Source organism: Nocardia amikacinitolerans NBRC 108937 (assembly GCF_001612615.1).
Lineage (GTDB): Bacteria > Actinomycetota > Actinomycetes > Mycobacteriales > Mycobacteriaceae > Nocardia > Nocardia amikacinitolerans.
The window spans coordinates 1-18,045 of sequence record NZ_BDAU01000028.1 but is presented as its reverse complement, the minus strand read 5'-3'; the positions used below and the strand labels follow the sequence as shown (position 1 = coordinate 18,045).

The 18,045-nt window shown below is 67.0% G+C and carries 18 protein-coding genes; all 18 read left to right on the top strand.

All coding sequences use genetic code 11. The features are described from left to right. The first annotated feature begins 218 nt into the window (after positions 1 to 218). The 18 genes from rho (at position 219) to murA (ending at position 17,637) form a co-directional block, all read left to right on the top strand. The gene (gene rho, locus NAM01S_RS20390) at positions 219 to 2,240 is read left to right on the top strand and encodes a transcription termination factor Rho (RefSeq protein WP_067787597.1); all 2,022 of its coding nucleotides are present in this window, start codon (positions 219 to 221) and stop codon (positions 2,238 to 2,240) included. 672 nt (positions 2,241 to 2,912) lie between these two features. Then, positions 2,913 to 3,149 (top strand): 50S ribosomal protein L31, encoded by a 237-nt coding sequence (rpmE, locus tag NAM01S_RS20385; protein ID WP_067787595.1) that lies wholly within the window; start codon positions 2,913 to 2,915, stop codon positions 3,147 to 3,149. A gap of 138 nt (positions 3,150 to 3,287) precedes the next feature. Further along, a complete protein-coding gene (gene prfA, locus NAM01S_RS20380; RefSeq protein WP_067787594.1) occupies positions 3,288 to 4,358 on the top strand; it encodes a peptide chain release factor 1 in 1,071 nt (356 codons plus the stop codon). Between the two features lie 100 nt (positions 4,359 to 4,458). After that, entirely contained in the window at positions 4,459 to 5,316 is an 858-nt protein-coding gene (gene prmC / locus NAM01S_RS20375; protein ID WP_301318101.1) for a peptide chain release factor N(5)-glutamine methyltransferase, read from the top strand. A gap of 34 nt (positions 5,317 to 5,350) precedes the next feature. Continuing rightward, the gene (locus NAM01S_RS20370) at positions 5,351 to 6,016 is read left to right on the top strand and encodes an L-threonylcarbamoyladenylate synthase (protein ID WP_067787872.1); all 666 of its coding nucleotides are present in this window, start codon (positions 5,351 to 5,353) and stop codon (positions 6,014 to 6,016) included. Positions 6,017 to 6,032: 16 nt separating this feature from the next. Further along, a complete protein-coding gene (locus NAM01S_RS20365; RefSeq protein ID WP_067787593.1) occupies positions 6,033 to 7,190 on the top strand; it encodes a glycosyltransferase family 4 protein in 1,158 nt (385 codons plus the stop codon). An 11-nt stretch (positions 7,191 to 7,201) separates the two neighbouring features. Continuing rightward, the gene (locus tag NAM01S_RS20360) at positions 7,202 to 7,660 is read left to right on the top strand and encodes a Cg1360 family ATP-synthase-associated protein (RefSeq protein WP_067787591.1); all 459 of its coding nucleotides are present in this window, start codon (positions 7,202 to 7,204) and stop codon (positions 7,658 to 7,660) included. 265 nt (positions 7,661 to 7,925) lie between these two features. Then, the gene (gene atpB, locus NAM01S_RS20355) at positions 7,926 to 8,756 is read left to right on the top strand and encodes a F0F1 ATP synthase subunit A (protein ID WP_097247165.1); all 831 of its coding nucleotides are present in this window, start codon (positions 7,926 to 7,928) and stop codon (positions 8,754 to 8,756) included. A gap of 75 nt (positions 8,757 to 8,831) precedes the next feature. After that, positions 8,832 to 9,077, top strand: coding sequence for an ATP synthase F0 subunit C (locus NAM01S_RS20350; RefSeq protein WP_011207590.1), 246 nt, complete (start codon positions 8,832 to 8,834; stop codon positions 9,075 to 9,077). Between the two features lie 5 nt (positions 9,078 to 9,082). Further along, complete coding sequence (locus NAM01S_RS20345) at positions 9,083 to 9,643, top strand: F0F1 ATP synthase subunit B (RefSeq protein WP_067787588.1); 561 nt, start codon at positions 9,083 to 9,085, stop codon at positions 9,641 to 9,643. A gap of 19 nt (positions 9,644 to 9,662) precedes the next feature. Then, positions 9,663 to 10,472 carry a F0F1 ATP synthase subunit delta gene (locus tag NAM01S_RS20340; protein WP_067787586.1) on the top strand — a complete coding sequence of 270 codons (810 nt, stop codon included), beginning with the start codon at positions 9,663 to 9,665 and terminating at the stop codon, positions 10,470 to 10,472. Positions 10,473 to 10,543: 71 nt separating this feature from the next. After that, positions 10,544 to 12,181, top strand: coding sequence for a F0F1 ATP synthase subunit alpha (gene atpA / locus NAM01S_RS20335; RefSeq protein WP_067787584.1), 1,638 nt, complete (start codon positions 10,544 to 10,546; stop codon positions 12,179 to 12,181). A 51-nt stretch (positions 12,182 to 12,232) separates the two neighbouring features. Beyond that, positions 12,233 to 13,204 (top strand): F0F1 ATP synthase subunit gamma, encoded by a 972-nt coding sequence (locus NAM01S_RS20330; protein WP_067787583.1) that lies wholly within the window; start codon positions 12,233 to 12,235, stop codon positions 13,202 to 13,204. A gap of 25 nt (positions 13,205 to 13,229) precedes the next feature. Next, positions 13,230 to 14,678, top strand: a complete 1,449-nt coding sequence (gene atpD, locus NAM01S_RS20325; protein ID WP_067787581.1) for a F0F1 ATP synthase subunit beta — start codon at positions 13,230 to 13,232, stop codon at positions 14,676 to 14,678. 6 nt (positions 14,679 to 14,684) lie between these two features. Continuing rightward, positions 14,685 to 15,062, top strand: a complete 378-nt coding sequence (locus tag NAM01S_RS20320) for a F0F1 ATP synthase subunit epsilon (protein ID WP_067787579.1) — start codon at positions 14,685 to 14,687, stop codon at positions 15,060 to 15,062. Between the two features lie 186 nt (positions 15,063 to 15,248). Continuing rightward, a complete protein-coding gene (locus tag NAM01S_RS20315; RefSeq protein WP_067787578.1) occupies positions 15,249 to 15,671 on the top strand; it encodes a DUF2550 domain-containing protein in 423 nt (140 codons plus the stop codon). Between the two features lie 19 nt (positions 15,672 to 15,690). Beyond that, positions 15,691 to 16,272, top strand: coding sequence for a cob(I)yrinic acid a,c-diamide adenosyltransferase (locus tag NAM01S_RS20310; protein ID WP_067787576.1), 582 nt, complete (start codon positions 15,691 to 15,693; stop codon positions 16,270 to 16,272). An 84-nt stretch (positions 16,273 to 16,356) separates the two neighbouring features. Further along, positions 16,357 to 17,637 (top strand): UDP-N-acetylglucosamine 1-carboxyvinyltransferase, encoded by a 1,281-nt coding sequence (gene murA / locus NAM01S_RS20305; RefSeq protein WP_067787575.1) that lies wholly within the window; start codon positions 16,357 to 16,359, stop codon positions 17,635 to 17,637. Positions 17,638 to 18,045 lie beyond the last annotated feature (408 nt).

The following is an 18,045-nucleotide window of genomic DNA, read 5'->3' as shown; positions in this document are numbered from 1 at the left end:
GCAATCGCTCCAGCAGGCTCCAGGCTCGAGCCTCCAGGCCATGGGGGTACTGCGTAGCTGCGCAACTGGAATGATCTCTCCCACCTTTCACAACCGGTGGCGAAGCCTCCGGTCCGGCGGGGCAGGCGATACGGCAATACCGAGTCCGGCAGAGTGCCCGGACTGCGGGACGAACCCTCGAAACAGCACACGGCGGTCGAGGGAAGGAAAGGATTTCCGTGACAGATACGGACCTGCTCGCGACACCCGGGGTGGAATCCAACCCAAGTTCCTCGGGCGGCCGCGAAAGTGAATCCGGACAGATTTCGAAGATGAGCGAACAAACCGACGTCGCACGATCGGGGCTGACTGGAATGTTGTTGCCGCAGTTGCGCGCGCTGGCGGGGGAACTCGGTATCCGAGGCACCTCCGGTATGCGCAAGGGTGATCTGATCGCCGCCATCAAGGAGAACCAGGCCGGTAAGCCCGCCAAGTCGGAGAAGCCCGCGCGCGGCGAGAAGGCCGAGCAGGCGGCCCTCGACGTGACGCCCGCGCCGGCGAAGGAGAAGGCCCCGGCCAAGGAGGCCAAGGCGAAGGAAGCCGCGCCCGCCGAGAAGGCCGCCGCGCCCGCGCCCGAGGCACCCGCCGATCCCGCTCCTTCGAAGTCCGCGCCCGCCGAGTCGTCGCAGACCGATTCCGCCCCCGCCGCCGAGACCAGCGAAGAGTCCGGCCGCGAAGGTGGTCAGCGCGGCCGTGGTCGGCAGCGTCGCGGCCGTGACCAGGCGCGTTCCGGCGGCGGTGAGACCGCCGAGGCGCGTGGTGACGAGCAGAAGCCGGAAGCCGAGCAGGGCGAACGGCGCCGCGAGCGTGGCCAGGGCGAGCGCGGCCAGGGCGAGCGCGGTCAGAACGGTGAGCAGCGCGCCCAGGGCGGTCGCGGCGACGGTGGTCGCGGCGAGGGCGGTCGCGGCGAGGGCGGTCGCGGCGAGGGCGGTCGCGGTGGTGACGACGAGGAAGGCGGTCGCGGTCGCCGTGGTCGCCGGTTCCGTGAGCGTCGTCGGGGGCGTGACCGTGAGACCGGCGGCGGTGAGAGCCGCGAGCTCGAGATCCGCGAGGACGACGTCCTACAGCCGGTCGCGGGCATCCTCGACGTGCTGGACAACTACGCGTTCGTCCGCACCTCGGGCTACCTCGCCGGACCGAACGACGTCTACGTCTCGATGAACCTGGTCCGCAAGAACGGCCTGCGTCGCGGTGACGCGATCACCGGCGCCGTGCGGGCTCCGCGCGACGGCGAGCAGGCCAACCAGCGGCAGAAGTTCGATCCGCTGGTGCGGCTGGACACGGTCAACGGCGGCGACGTCGAGGCGGCCAAGCGGCGTCCCGAGTTCAGCAAGCTGACCCCGCTCTACCCGAACCAGCGGCTACGGCTGGAGACCCAGCCCAACAAGCTGACGACCCGCGTGATCGACCTGATCATGCCGATCGGCAAGGGCCAGCGCGCGCTGATCGTGTCCCCGCCGAAGGCCGGTAAGACCACGATCATGCAGGACATCGCGAACGCGATCGCGACCAACAACCCCGAGTGCTACCTGATGGTGGTGCTGGTCGACGAGCGTCCCGAAGAGGTCACCGACATGCAGCGTTCGGTGAAGGGCGAGGTCATCGCCTCGACCTTCGACCGTCCGCCGAGCGATCACACCTCGGTCGCCGAGCTGGCCATCGAGCGCGCCAAGCGACTCGTCGAAATGGGCAAAGACGTTGTGGTGCTGCTGGACTCGATCACCCGATTGGGCCGCGCGTACAACAACTCCTCGCCTGCCTCTGGCCGAATCCTCTCCGGTGGTGTCGACTCGACCGCGCTGTACCCGCCCAAGCGGTTCCTCGGCGCGGCGCGCAACATCGAGAACGGCGGCTCGCTGACGATCATCGCCACCGCCATGGTGGAGACCGGCTCGACCGGTGACACGGTGATCTTCGAGGAGTTCAAGGGCACCGGTAACGCCGAGCTCAAGCTGGACCGCAAGATCGCGGAACGGCGCGTGTTCCCGGCGGTGGACGTCAACCCGTCCGGTACCCGCAAGGACGAGCTACTGCTGAGCCCAGACGAGGCGGCGGTGCTGCACAAGCTGCGCCGCGTGCTTTCCGGCCTGGACTCGCACCAGGCGATCGACCTGCTGATCGATCGCTTGAAGAAGTCCAAGAACAACCTCGAGTTCCTGATGCAGGTCAGCAAGACCGCGCCGGGCGCGTTGGACGAGTAGCGGTACGAATTGCCGTGCCACCGAAGGGGCTTCGCGATCGCGGGGCCCCTTCGGCATGTACGGCCGGAAGAAGATCAGGCCGATCGCGGCCGCACCGGCGATCATGCAGGCGAGCAACCTCGTCGTAGCCGACACCGCGACGTCGTCGTCCGCCTCGGCGGAGTGCCGCTCGTAGTACGCGGCCGTATCCGCGGTCGTGTAGGCGGCGGACGATGTGGTCTCGGGGATCGCAAACCAGCCCACCGCGACAGTGAGAATCAACAGGACGAACACCGCGAGGGCGATTCGGCTGTTCATAGCGTTCTCCTTTCTGTCTCGGCACGCCGATGTGCAGGGGGAACTCGACACCTACGAACTCTATGAACAGTGCTGTTCGCCTTCCCGAGTAGCGGACTACTCGACTTAAGGGTTCCGTAGGTGCGGAGAAACCGCGTGCCCTCACTTTCTGGGGTGCTGCGTTTGCGGAGGTTGCCTTAGATACACGAAGCAGGGAACAAAATGGTTGCCCGGTGTGTTTTGGGTGCGTAGTAGCGGTTCTGGCATACTGGACCGCTGTGCGTCTGCGTCCCGCAGACAATCCCGCCGACCTCTGCGACGCAGAGTTTGGAACCAGCGGTTCCGGTTCACGCCCCTCGTGGCGACCCGGCGACCACTATCGAGAGGACACCATCCATGAAGGCAGGAATCCACCCGACGTATGTCGACACCACGGTGGTCTGTGGTTGCGGCAACACCTTCCAGACTCGCAGCACCAAGGAGTCGGGACACATCACCGTCGAGGTCTGCTCGCAGTGCCACCCGTTCTACACCGGCAAGCAGAAGATCCTGGACACCGGTGGCCGCGTGGCCCGCTTCGAGGCTCGCTACGGCAAGCGCGCGGGCAAGAAGGCCGACGCCGACGCCAAGTAGCTTCCTCGCCGACGCCCGGTTCTGCACTGCAGGCCGGGCGTCGGCGCATTTGTTGGCCCGGTGCCCAGGCCATGCCCGGCGCCGGATGACGAGAAATGCCGACCCGGCACAGGCCGGGACCCGAGAGAAGGAAGCATCATGACGCAGCCGTCCGCGATCGACGACATCCTGGCCGAGCACGCGGGACTGGAAACGCAGCTGTCCGATCCGACGCTGCACAACGATCCGGGCGCCGCGCGCCGCGTCGGCAAGCGGTTCGCCGAGCTCGCCCCGATCATGGCCACCTACAACAAGCTGAAGAGCGCGCACGACGATCTGGCCGCCGCGCAGGAACTGGCCGACGACGATCCGGCCTTCGCCGCCGAGATCCCGGATTTGCGGCGTCAGGTGGAGGAGCTGGAGCAGGCGCTCGCCGACCTGCTCGCCCCCCGCGACCCGCACGACGGCGACGACGTGGTGCTCGAAGTGAAGTCCGGCGAGGGCGGCGAGGAATCGGCGCTGTTCGCCGCCGACCTGGCCCGCATGTACATCCGCTACGCCGAACGGCACGGCTGGAAGGTCGAAGTCCTCGGCGCGACCTTCTCCGACCTCGGCGGTTACAAAGACGCGACGCTGTCCATCAAGAGCCGCGACGCGGTGCGCGACGGCGTCTGGTCGCGATTCAAGTTCGAGGGCGGCGTGCACCGCGTGCAGCGCGTTCCGGTGACCGAATCGCAGGGCCGCATCCACACCTCCGCGGCGGGCGTGCTCATCTACCCCGAGCCCGACGAGGTCGAAGAGGTGCAGATTGATGAATCCGATCTGCGCATCGACGTCTACCGCTCGTCCGGCAAGGGCGGCCAGGGCGTCAACACCACCGACTCCGCCGTCCGCATCACGCACCTGCCCTCCGGCATCGTCGTGACCTGCCAGAACGAACGCTCGCAGCTGCAGAACAAGGCCCGCGCCATGCAGGTCCTCGCGGCGCGCCTGCAAGCGCTCGCCGAGGAGCAGGCCGAGCAGGAGGCCGCGGCCGGTCGCGCCAGCCAGATCCGCACGGTGGACCGTTCCGAGCGCATCCGCACCTACAACTTCCCGGAGAACCGGATCACCGATCACCGCATCGGCTTCAAGGCGCACAACCTCGACTCCGTGCTGGACGGCGACCTCGACGCGCTCCTCGACGCGCTCGGCAAGGCCGACCGCGAGGCCCGCATGGCGGCCGAATAAGTTCCGGCGCGGCGTCCGCGTGGCTGGGCGACCCAATTCCGGGAAGTGAACGATGGGCGCGACGGAAATCGGCGAGAGTGGGGTGGTGGGTCGAGTGTCTATGCGTGCGGTGATCAACGAAGCCGCGGAACAATTGCAGGCCGCGGGCGTGCCGAGTCCGCGCGCGGACGCCGAGCAACTCGCCGCGCATGTGCTCGGTGTCGAGCGGACGCGTTTGGCCCTGGTGCCGCTGGTGGATCCGGTGCTCGTCGCGGACTACCGCGCCCTGGTCGACCGGCGCGCCGAGCGCATTCCGTTGCAGCATCTGACCGGCGTCGCCCCGATGGGACAGATCGATCTCGCGGTCGGGCCGGGCGTCTTCGTGCCGCGACCGGAGACCGAACTGCTCTTCGCTTGGGCGCTGGCCTATTTGGAGACGCTGCCGCACGATCACCAGCCGATCGTCATCGATTTCTGCACCGGTTCTGGCGCGCTCGCGCTCGCTGTCGCGCACGCGCGGCCCGATGCCCAGGTGCACGCCATCGAGATCGACCCGGCCGCCCTGAAATGGGCACGCCGCAATGCCGACGACCGCATCGCCGACGGCGACACCCCGATCACCCTGTACGCCGACGACGTCACCGATCCGAACCTGCTCACCGAGCTGAACGGAAAGGTCGACCTGCTGCTGTCCAACCCGCCCTACATCCCCGATGGTGCGGTGCTCGACCCCGAGGTCGCCGACCACGACCCGCACCTGGCGCTGTTCGGCGGGCCGGACGGATTGGACGTCATCCGCCGGATGGTGCCCAACATCGCCCGTCTGCTGCGTCCGGGCGGCGCGACCGCCATCGAGCACGACGACACCAACGGCTCGGCCCTCGCCGCCCTCCTCACCGAGACCGGTGATTTCACCGATGTCGTCGAACACCCCGACCTCGCAGGCAAACCCCGCTTCGTCGTCGCTACCCGCACCTGACGCCCCACCAGCACCATGTGCCAGGATGGGGGCCGTGAGTACCGTCTACGACTGCGCGGATCCCGATTCGCGCGCCGCCGGACTGTCCGCAGCGACCAGCGCCCTGAAGTCCGGGCGACTGGTGGTGATGCCCACAGACACGTTGTACGGCTTGGCGGCCGACGCCTTCGATTCCACCGCGGTGAGCGAGCTGCTCGCGGCCAAGCGCCGCGGCAGGGACATGCCGGTGCCGGTGTTGGTCGGTTCGTGGCACACGATCGACGGACTGGTCTTCTCGGTGCGCCCGCAGGCGCGCGAGCTGATCCGCGCCTTCTGGCCGGGTGGTCTGAGTCTTGTTGTGCAGCAAGCGCCTTCGCTGGCGTGGGACCTCGGTGACACGCGCGGCACCGTGATGCTGCGGATGCCGCTGCACCCGGTGGCGCTCGATCTGCTGCGCGAGGTGGGCCCGCTGGCGGTGTCCAGCGCCAACATCTCGGGCCAGCCGCCCGCCAAGACGGCCGCCGAGGCCCGCGAGCAGCTCGGCAGCCTGGTCGGCGTGTACCTCGACGGCGGTCCTGCCGAGCACGCGGTCGCCTCCACCATCGTGGATCTCACCGCGGATCAGCCCCGCGTGCTGCGCGAGGGCGCGGTCCCGGTGGCCGAGATCGCCGAGGTGCTCGGCATGTCACCGGACGAGCTGACCATTTCCCCCGCGCGGTGAGCGGGAGAAAGGTCGCATGATTTCCGGCTCCGGCTCGGTCGTTCCGCTTCGCGAGCTCCTGCTCGTCCTGTTGATCTCGGCCACGGTGACCTTCCTCGCCACCGGCGGCATCCGGCTGCTCGCCATCTCGTTCGGCGCCGTCGCCGTGCCGCGTGAGCGCGACGTGCACGTCAAGCCGATCCCACGGATGGGCGGCGTCGGCATGTACATCGGCGTGGTGGCCGCGGTGCTCTTCGCGCACCAGCTGCCCGCCCTGCGCCGCGGGTTCGACTACGCCGTCGACATACCCGCGGTGCTGGTGGCGGCGACCATCATCGTGCTCGTCGGCATCGTCGACGATCGCTGGGGACTCGACGCGCTCACCAAATTCGCAGGCCAGGTGACGGCGGGCGGCGTGATGGCCGTCATGGGACTGAGCTGGTACGTCATCTACGACCCGTTCAACAATTCCACCGTGGTGCTCGACGCGCTGCAGGGTGGTCTGGTGACCGTGGCCGTGACGGTGACGCTGATCAACGCGATGAACTTCGTCGACGGCCTGGACGGTCTGGCCGCCGGCCTCGGCTTCATCTGCGCCGCCGCCGTTTTCGTGTTCTCCGTGGGGTTGCTCTACGAGCAGGGCGGTGACGTGAACACCTACCCGCCTGCGCTGCTCGCCGCGGCGCTCGCCGGTGCGTGTGCGGGGTTTTTGCCGCACAATTTCCAGCCCGCCCGGATATTCATGGGCGACTCGGGTTCGATGCTGATCGGCCTGATGCTCGCGTCGGTCTCCACCGGCGCCTCGGGTCGAATTCCGCTGCAAGGCTATGGTCCGCGCGACATCGTCGGTCTGCTTTCGCCACTGCTGTTGGTCGGCGCCGTGATGTTCATTCCGGTGCTGGATCTGCTGCTGGCGATCGTGCGAAGGGTGCGGGCGGGTGTGAGTTTCTCCACGCCGGACAAAATGCACTTGCACCACCGTTTGCTGCAGATCGGCCATTCCCATCGACGCGTCGTGCTGCTGATCTATTTGTGGGTCGGTGTACTGGCATTCGGGGCGGTCGGTACCTCGTTGATGGACCGTCGAATCGTGGTGCTGCTGATGGCAGGGGGGCTCGTCTTCGCCCTCGTCGTGACCGCCGTTCCAGGGCTGCGGCGCGGGGAGGCGGCGGCCGAGCAGCAGGCGTCTGAGTAAAGTCGGTAGCCGTGACCTTCACTCCGAACCCCATCCCCGGCCCCGACGCGCCGCTGAAGTCGGCGCTGCGCTACGGCCTGATCGGGCTGGCGGTCCTGGTGGTCCTGAGCGCCGCGATCGCGACCGCCGTCGCCGGGCTGCCCGGGCTGTGGGGCGCGCTGCTCGGCGCGGCCATCGGCGGCGTCTTCATCCTCACCACGGCCGCGGTCGTGCTCTTCGGCGCGAAGCTGCCGCCGAGCACAGCGGGCCTGGTCATGCTGGCCAGCTGGGTCGGCAAGGTGCTGCTGGTGCTCATCGCGGTCGCGGTGCTCAACCAGTTCGATTTCTACAACCGGGTGGCGCTGTTCCTGACCGTCATCGGCGCCCTCGTCATCGTGCTCGGCGCGGAGACGTACGGCGTTCTGCGACAGAAGGTTCCGTATGTCTCGACCACCGCGGGGGACTCCGACCCGGCCGCCGAACAGGAATGACTTCACCCCCCTACACAGCGTCGTAGATAACTTGGTAAAGTGTTGGTAAGCAAGCGACCAAGCGAGGGGGGATCCCACGATCCCTCCGAGTACCGCTATGCTTACTGCCGTGCCGGGCTCCGAGGGTTCCGGTTCTGCATGTCGACGATGTCGCCGACACACGTACAGACGCCGCCCGAGCGGGATTGCCGCGCAGCTGCTGACGAATTTCGAGCCGACCTGAGTCGACCCAAATTGATCGTCAATGTCCGATCGAACCGCGGGAATGACCGTACCCGCGGCCCGAACACGGGAGAGAACGCTGAGCGTCACCACTTTGGCGGCGGGTGAGTTCCACGCGCCGTCGCTAACCGACTTCTTCCCTCCAGCTTTGCTGTTCGAGGGAACGCCGTTCGAACTCGATCGTTTGATGCTGGTCCGGCTGATCATGACCGCCGTGCTCGTCGCCGTCATGCTGCTGGCCTTCCGGAGTCCCCGAATCATTCCGCGCGGCCTACAGAATGTCGCCGAAATCGGACTGGTCTTCGTCAAGGAGCAGATTGCGGAAGAGGTGCTCGGTAAGGAAACCGGCCGCAAGTTCTTCCCGCTGATCGCGACGATCTTCTTCACGGTCCTCTTTCTGAACTTCTCCGGCATCGTTCCGGGCTTGAACATCTCCTCGAACGCCCGAATCGGTATGCCGATCGTGCTCGCGGCGGTCGCCTACATCGCGTTCAACTACGTGGGCATCAAGAAGTTCGGCTTCCTCACCTACATGCGCAGCAGCATCGTGGTGCCGAACGTGCCGCCCGCCCTGCACGTCCTGCTGATTCCGATCGAGTTCGTCTCGACCTTCATCCTTCGCCCGTTCACGCTGACCGTCCGACTCATGGCGAACATGCTCGCCGGCCACATCATGCTGGTGCTGTTCTTCAGCGCGACCTGGTTCTTCCTGTTCGACGCCGCCGCGTGGATGAAGGTCTTCTCGCCGTTCTCGCTGCTCGCGGGACTCGGGTTCACCCTGTTCGAGATGCTGGTCATCTTCCTGCAGGCCTACGTGTTCGCGCTGCTGACCGCCGTGTACATCGGCCTCGCCGAGCACGCCGATTCTCACTGACCGCACTACCCATCACCGGAGACCTGCTACACCGCGCCGCCCGGCGGGTGAGCAACAGAAAGGGAAAGAAGACTCATGAGCCTCTCGTACCTGGCCCAGGAAGCTGCCAACGAGTCGACGCTGAAGGGCCTCGGCGCCGTCGGCTACGGCCTGGCCGCCATCGGCCCGGGCATCGGCGTCGGTATCGTCGTCGGTAAGGCGATCGAGGGTATCGCCCGTCAGCCCGAGCTGCAGGGCACGATCCGTACCAACATGTTCCTCGGTATCGCGTTCACCGAGGCGCTGGCCCTGATCGGCCTCGTCGCCGGCTTCATCTTCTGATTCCGATGTACGAGTTCGCAGTACTCGCAGCGGAGGGCGGAGAGGATGTGAATCCTCTCGTCCCCGAAACGTACGACATCGTCTGGTCGGTGGTCTGCGTCGCGATCATCGCGGTGCTGTTCTACAAGTACGTCATCCCGCGCCTGACCAAGGTGCTGGACGAGCGTGCCGACAAGATCGAAGGCGGTATCGCCAAGGCCGAGGCCGCGCAGGAAGAAGCCCAGCAGACGCTGCAGCAGTACCAGCAGCAGCTGGCGGACGCCCGCCTCGAGGCCGCGCGCATCCGTGAGGACGCGCGCACCCAGGGCCAGCAGATCCTTGCGCAGATGCGCTCGGAGGCCCAGGCCGAAAGCGACCGCATCGTGGCCTCTGGCCACGCCCAGCTGGAAGCCCAGCGCCAGCAGATCCTCACCGAACTGCGCTCCGAAGTCGGCCGCACGGCCGTCGACCTGGCCGAGAAGATCATCGGCCAGTCGGTTTCGGACGAAGCCAAGCAGGCGGCCTCGATCGAGAAGTTCCTCAGCGAACTCGACGAGACCGACGCCGGCATCGGGGTCGGAAGGTAACGACGCGAAAGTGAGAAGCATGTACGCAGCGAGCCGCGAGGCCAGCTCCCGGTCCCGGGAGGCGCTTCGGGCCGCTCTGACCGGAAGCGACAGTGTTGCCGCCACGACGGGCTCGGAACTGTTCGCCGCTGTCGCCGTGCTGGACGACCAGCGTTCGCTGCGTGTTGCGCTCGCGGACGTGTCGGTGCCCGGTTCGGTGCGCGCCGAGCTGAGCGAGCGGGTCTTCGGCGGCAAGGTCAGCCCCGCCACCCTGGCGGTGCTGACCACCGCGGTGGCCCAGGACTGGTCGCGCACCTCCGACCTGGTCGACACCCTGGTGCTGCTCGGCCAGGAGGCCCTGCTGGAGTCGGCCGCGGACAGCGGCAGGCTCGAGGCGGTCGAGGACGAGCTGTTCCGGCTCGGCCGGATCATCGCCGACAACCCCGAGCTGGAGCAGGCGCTGTCCGATCGCGGGAAGCCGGGTTCGGCCAAGCGCGAGCTGATCTCCGGGCTGCTGTCCGGCAAGGCCGAGACCATCACCGTGACCCTCGCGGAGCAGGCGGTGGCACGGCAGCGGACCGGCCTCGGCCCGGCCTTCGACGAGTTGTCCGACCTGGCCGCCGCCCGGCGTGACCAGATCGTCGCGCACGTGCGCGCCGCGATCGCCCTGACGCCGCAGCAGCGGGAGCGGCTCGCCGCCTCCCTGCAGCGCATCTACGGCAAGCCGATCACGGTGCACGTCGAGGTCGATCAGAGCCTGCTGAGCGGGCTGGTCGTGCGCGTCGGCGACGACGTGATCGACGGCAGCGCCACCGGCCGACTGGAGCGGCTGCGCCGCGAGCTGGCGTAGTCCGGCTCTGCCGGCCCGGCACCGGCGCCAACACCGACATTCGAGACCCTTACAGCGAGAGCAGGAAGAACATGGCGGAGCTGACGATCTCCTCCGACGAGATCCGTAGCGCGATCGAGAGCTACACCCAGAGCTACACCCCCCAGACGTCCATCGAAGAAGTCGGTGTGGTCACCGACACCAGCGACGGCATCGCGCACGTCAGCGGCCTGCCCTCGGCTATGGCCAACGAGCTGCTCGAGTTCCCGGGCGGCGTGCTCGGCGTGGCGCTGAACCTCGAGGACCGCGAGATCGGTGCGGTCATCCTCGGCGAGTTCGCCGAGATCGAAGAGGGTCAGCAGGTTCGCCGCACCGGTGACGTGCTCTCGGTGCCGGTCGGCGACAAGTTCCTCGGCCGCGTGGTGAACCCGCTCGGTCAGCCGATCGACGGCCTCGGCGAGATCGAGTCCGAAGAGCGCCGCGTGCTGGAGCTGCAGGCCGCGACCGTGCTGGAGCGCCAGCCGGTCGAGGAGCCGATGGCCACCGGCATCACCGCCATCGACGCGCTGACCGCGATCGGCCGCGGCCAGCGTCAGCTGATCATCGGCGACCGCAAGACCGGCAAGACCGCCGTCTGCATCGACGCGATCCTGAACCAAAAGGCCAACTGGGAGTCCGGCGACCCCACCAAGCAGATGCGTTGCATCTACGTCGCCATCGGCCAGAAGGGTTCCACCATCGCGGGCGTGAAGGCCGCGCTGGAGGAGCACGGCGCGATGGAGTACACCACCATCGTCGCGGCCCCGGCCTCCGACTCCGCCGGCTTCAAGTGGCTGGCCCCCTACACCGGCTCGGCCATCGGCCAGCACTGGATGTACCAGGGCAAGCACGTCCTGATCGTGTTCGACGACCTGACCAAGCAGGCCGAGGCTTACCGCGCCATCTCGCTGCTGCTGCGTCGCCCGCCGGGCCGCGAGGCGTACCCGGGTGACGTCTTCTACCTGCACTCGCGTCTGCTCGAGCGCTGCGCCAAGCTCTCCGACGAGATGGGCGCGGGCTCGATGACCGGTCTGCCGATCATCGAGACCAAGGCCAACGACGTCTCGGCGTTCATCCCGACCAACGTCATCTCCATCACCGACGGCCAGGTCTTCCTCGAGTCCGACCTGTTCAACAAGGGCGTCCGCCCGGCGATCAACGTCGGTACCTCGGTCTCCCGTGTCGGTGGCGCCGCCCAGACCAAGGGCATGAAGAAGGTCGCCGGTTCGTTGCGTCTGGAAATGGCGCAGTACCGCGAGCTGGAGGCGTTCTCCGCCTTCGCCTCCGACCTCGACGCCGCCTCGCTGGCGCAGCTCGAGCGCGGCGCCCGCTGGGTCGAGCTGCTCAAGCAGGACCAGTACTCCCCGGTCGCGGTCGAGGACCAGATCGTCTCGATCTACCTCGTCGACGCCGGTTACTACGACTCGGTTCCGGTCGCCGACATCCGCCGCTTCAACGCGGAGCTGCTCGAGGACCTGCACCGCAGCGCGGCCGACGCGTTCAAGTCGATCGAGGGCGGCAAGGTCCTCGACGCCGAGAACGGCGACGCCATCAAGGCGGCCACCGACAAGTTCAAGCAGGGCTTCCTCGCCTCCGACGGCAGCCGTGTGGTGAACGAGGCGGAGGCGGGCGAGCTCGACCACGAAGAGGTCGAGTCGCTGTCGGTCACCCGCAAGCACGTCGAGAAGTAATCGGGCGAGCAATGCGCTATTGGAATCTGGCGAATGAAGGGAGTGTGAACCGTGGCAAGCTTGCGTGAATTGCGCTCCCGCATTCGTGGTGTGAATTCGATCAAGAAGATCACCAAGGCCCAAGAGCTGATCGCGACCTCGCGAATCTCCAAGGCCCAGGCCAGGGTTGCGGCCGCCAAGCCGTACGCGGAAGAGATCACCAAGGTCCTCGCCGAGCTCGCGAGCGCGTCGAAGAACCTGGCGCATCCGCTGCTGACCGAACGCGCCAACCCGCGTCGCGCCGCCGTCCTGGTGATCACCAGTGACAGCGGCATGTGCGGTGGTTACAACTCCAACGTGCTCAAGCGCGCCGAAGAGCTGATGACCACCCTGCGCGGCGAGGGCAAGGAGCCGGTGCTGTACGTGATGGGCAACAAGGGCCTCACGTACTACACCTTCCGTAACCGCCCGCTGGTCTCGGCGTGGACCGGTTTCTCGCAGCAGCCGAAGTACACCGACGCCTCGGCGGCCTGTGGCCACCTGGTGGACGCCTTCATGGCGGGCTCCGACGGTCAGGTGCCGCACCCGCACGGCACCGGCGATATCGAGGGCGTCGACGAGCTGCACATCGTGTACACGCGGTTCGTGTCGATGTTGACGCAGACCCCGGAGGTGCGCCGCCTTGCGCCGATCCAGGTCAGCTTCGTCGACGAGAACTTCGACATGGGCGCGGACTCGTTCTCCGATTCGCCCACCGCCGAACCGCAGGCGCAGTACGAATTCGAGCCCGACGCCGATGTACTGCTGGCGGCGTTGCTGCCGAAGTACGTGAACACGCGTATCTACGCGTCGTTGCTCGAGGCAGCGGCATCCGAGTCCGCGGCTCGGCGCACCGCAATGAAGGCGGCCACCGACAACGCCAACGAACTCGCGAGTGTTCTTCAGCGCGAGGCGAACTCGGTGCGTCAAGCCCAGATCACGCAGGAAATCAGCGAAATCGTCGGCGGCGTGAACGCGCTGGCGTCGAGCTCGGACCGCGACTAGAAGCGCAGGAAGAGAACTTATCCAAATGACCGCAGCTGTCACTCAAGACAACACGAGCCGGACCGGCGCCGCCGCAGGCCGCGTCGTCCGGGTCATCGGCCCCGTCGTGGACGTCGAGTTCCCGCGTGGCGCGATCCCCGAGCTTTTCAACGCTCTGAACGCCGACATCAAGCTGGCGTCGGTGGCCAAGACCCTGACCCTCGAGGTCGCTCAGCACCTCGGCGACAACATCGTGCGCACCATCTCGATGCAGCCGACCGACGGCCTGGTCCGCGGCGCGACCGTCACCGACACCGGCAAGCCGATCTCGGTGCCCGTCGGTGACGTCGTCAAGGGCCACGTCTTCAACGCCCTCGGCGACTGCCTCGACGCGCCGGGCACCGGCCGCGACGGCGAGCAGTGGGGCATCCACCGCAAGCCGCCGAGCTTCGACCAGCTCGAGGGCAAGACCGAGATCCTCGAGACCGGCATCAAGGTCATCGACCTGCTGACCCCGTACGTGAAGGGCGGCAAGATCGGTCTGTTCGGTGGCGCCGGTGTCGGCAAGACCGTTCTGATCCAGGAGATGATCACCCGTATCGCGCGTGAGTTCTCCGGCACCTCCGTGTTCGCGGGCGTCGGTGAGCGCACCCGTGAGGGCACCGACCTCCGCCTGGAGATGGAAGAGATGGGCGTCCTCCAGGACACCGCCCTCGTCTTCGGCCAGATGGACGAGCCGCCGGGCACCCGTATGCGCGTCGCCCTCTCGGCCCTCACCATGGCCGAGTACTTCCGCGACGTGCAGCACCAGGACGTGCTGCTGTTCATCGACAACATCTTCCGGTTCACCCAGGCCGGTTCCGAGGTGTCGACCCTGCTCGGCCGCATGCCCTCCGCCGTCGGTTACCAGCCCACGCTGGCCGACGAGATGGGTGAGCTGCAGGAGCGCATCACCTCGACCCGTGGTCGGTCCATCACCTCGCTGCAGGCCATCTACGTGCCCGCCGACGACTACACCGACCCGGCCCCGGCGACCACCTTCGCCCACCTCGACGCGACGACCGAGCTCTCCCGCCCGATCTCGCAGAAGGGCATCTACCCGGCCGTCGACCCGCTGACCTCGACCTCCCGCATCCTGGAGGCCTCGATCGTCGGCGACCGGCACTTCGCCGTCGCCAACGAGGTGAAGCGCATCCTGCAGAAGTACAAGGAACTGCAGGACATCATCGCCATCCTCGGTATGGACGAGCTCTCCGAAGAGGACAAGGTCCTCGTCGGTCGCGCCCGTCGTCTGGAGAAGTTCCTCGGCCAGAACTTCATCGTGGCCGAGAAGTTCACCGGCCAGGTGGGTTCGGTCGTGCCGCTGGAGCAGACCATCGACGACTTCGACCGGGTCTGCAAGGGCGAGTTCGACCACTTCCCGGAGCAGGCGTTCAACTCCTGCGGTGGTCTCGACGACGTCGAGGCGGCCGCGAAGAAGATCGCCGGAAAGTAGTCACCCATGGCGGAAATGTCAGTTGATCTGGTCGCCGTCGAACGGCTGCTCTGGTCCGGCCAGGCGTCGTTCGTCAGCGCGCAGACCACCGAGGGCCAGATCGGCATCATGCCGGGCCACGAGCCGCTCCTCGGCCAGCTGGTCGAGGGCGGCACGGTGAACATCGTGTCCACCGATGGCGAGCGGATCGTCGCCGCCGTGCACGGCGGTTTCTTCTCGGTCACCGCCAACACGGTGCGGGTCCTGGCCGAGTCCGCGGAGTTCGCCGGTGAGGTGGACGTCGAGGCGGCACGCAAGGTGCTGGCCGACACGTCCGCCACCGAGGAACAGCAGCGGGCGGCACAGGCCCGGGTGCGCGCGGTCGAGCAGGTCGCGAGCGCCTGAAGACCCTGACGGGTCGTGAACATCCCCATTGTCGGCGGCGAAGGTATCTTCGCCGCCGACAATGGTATTCAGCCCCAGGTGCTCACCCGTTTGTAGACTCGTGTTTGAATGTCGCAACGGATGGGTATCCGCCGCGGTTCGTGACGCGGATGCCGAGCGAAAGGACGGACAGCATTGCAAACCGGGATGGTTGTCTTGATCATTCTGGTGCTGCTGCTGGTCGCATTGGCGTTGATCTCCGTCTACCGACTGATCATGCTGCGCCGCGGCGGGACCGCCGCGATCCTGCGTGTGCTGCCCGCGAACGGCGGCCAGGGCTGGCGGCACGGTCTCATTCGCTATGACGAGGATCGCCTCGTCTTCTTCAAGCTCACCAGTCTCAAGATCGGCCCGGACGCCACGATTCGGCGCCGCGGCATCGAGGTCGGCGATCGGCGCGGTCCGCGCGGCGACGAGTACGACATCATGACCGACGAGATCATCGTCACCGAGGTGGCCGACACCGAGGGCAATTACGAACTCGCGCTGGACCGCGGCGCCCGCGCGGCCTTCCTGTCCTGGGTGGAATCGCGGCCGTCGGACCGCACCCGCCGCATGCCCGGCCTGTAGCGAGCGGAGGAGTTTTCGCATGAGTGTGCATCTGACCCGGATCTACACCAGGACCGGTGACGACGGAACCACCGGGCTCAGCGATTTCTCACGGGTCTCCAAGACCGATCCCCGCCTCGTCGCCTACGCGGATTGCGACGAAGCCAACGCGGCCATCGGGGTCGCGATCGCGCTCGGCGCACCGGACGAGCACCTGCTCGCGGTGCTCCGCCAGGTTCAGAACGACCTGTTCGACGCCGGCGCGGATCTGTCCACCCCCGTGGTCGACGATCCCAAGTACCCGCCGCTGCGCATCACGCAGGACTACATCGACCGGCTGGAAGGCTGGTGCGACGAGTTCAATGCCGAACTGGCGCCGCTGAATTCGTTCATTCTGCCCGGCGGCACCCCGCTGGCCGCGCTGCTGCACACCGCGCGCACGGTGGTGCGCCGCGCCGAGCGTGCCGCATGGGCCGCGGTCGAGGCCCACCCCGAGGACACCAGCGTTCTCCCGGCCAAGTACCTCAATCGGCTGTCCGACTTGCTCTTCATCCTGAGCCGGTACACGAATCCCGCGGGCGACATTCTGTGGCAGCCCGGCGGCGGCAAGAAAGAATCGTGATCCCGACCGTTCGGATCGTGTCGGAGCACACCGGGATCGCGTACACGCGCGTGCGCGCCGCCGACGGTGGATAAGCTACCCAGTGTGAGCGAACGGTTTCTGGTCACCGGGGGCAATCGGCTCGTCGGCGAGGTCGCGGTAGGAGGCGCTAAGAACAGCGTCCTCAAGCTGATGGCCGCTGCCCTGCTTGCCGAGGGCACGTCGACGATCACGAACTGCCCCGACATTCTCGATGTGCCGCTGATGGCCGAGGTGCTGCGCGGGCTGGGTTGTGAGGTCGTCATCTCCGACGACGCACCCGGCGACCGTTCCGTGGTCACCATCACGACGCCCGCCGAGCCGAAGTACCACGCGGACTTCCCCGCCGTGACGCAGTTCCGCGCCTCGGTGTGCGTGCTCGGTCCGCTGATGGCGCGGTGCAAGCGCGCGGTCGTCGCATTGCCCGGCGGCGACGCGATCGGTTCCCGTCCCCTCGACATGCACCAAGCTGGGCTGCGCTTGCTCGGCGCGACCAGCGAGATCGAGCACGGTTGCGTCGTCGCGCGCGCCGACGAACTCCAGGGCGCCCGGATCCGGCTGGACTTCCCGTCGGTCGGCGCGACCGAGAACATCCTGATGGCCGCGGTACTCGCCGAGGGCGAGACGGTCATCGACAACGCGGCGCGCGAGCCCGACATCGTCGACCTGTGCAACATGCTGGTGCAGATGGGCGCCCGGATCAGTGGCGCGGGCACCTCGGTGCTCACCATCCAGGGCGTGAAGCGACTGCGTCCGACCGATCACCGCGTGATCGGCGACCGCATCGTCGCCGCGACCTGGGGGATCGCCGCGTCCATGACGATGGGCGACGTGCGCGTCACCGGCGTGAACCCGAAGCACCTCTCGCTGGTGCTGGACAAGCTGCGTTCGGCGGGCGCGCGAATCTCCTTCGAGCTGGACGGCTTCCGTGTGGTGCAGCCGGAGCGTCCGCGCGCGGTGAACTTCTCGACCCTGCCGTTCCCCGGTTTCCCGACCGACCTGCAGCCGATGGCCATCGGTCTCGCGGCGATCGCGGACGGCACCTCGATGATCACCGAAAACATCTTCGAGGCGAGGTTCCGCTTCGTGGAGGAGATGATCCGGCTGGGCGCCGACGCCCGCACCGACGGTCACCACGCGGTTGTTCGCGGTATTCCTCGGCTGTCCAGCGCGCCGGTGTGGTCCTCGGACATCCGGGCGGGCGCGGGCCTGGTGCTCGCGGGTCTGGTCGCCGACGGAACCACCGAAGTGCACGACGTCTTCCACATCGACCGCGGTTACCCGAATTTCGTCGAACAGCTGCAGGCGTTGGGCGGTCTGGTGGAGCGGGTCGGGGCACCTGATTGATCTTGTCCGCGGGCCGGAATCGATCTTGTCCGTCCTGGATGTTGATCTCGAGTCGTCCAAAACCCGTATTGACCAGGCGATTTGACATCGTGCAAGCCGCCACGTAACTTTATTCAAGTCAGAGCGACACGGACACCGACCCGGGGCCGAGCGGAGACGCTGAGCCAGGGAAACGAGGTAGTACGAGGAGCGCCTGGCGGTCACACTAGCTCGATTGGGACCCCGATTTGGTTTCGGGTTACTGGCCGCGCTAAGCTGTAAAAGTTGCCTCACCGATTGATCGGGGGAATCCCCGGGAGATGGTGTGTGCGTGTGTTCTTTGAGAACTCAATAGTGTGTCGATGAATGTCAGTGCCAAATATTTTTTGGTTTCGATGCTCACCCCCCGTGTGGGTGTCGAACATTTTT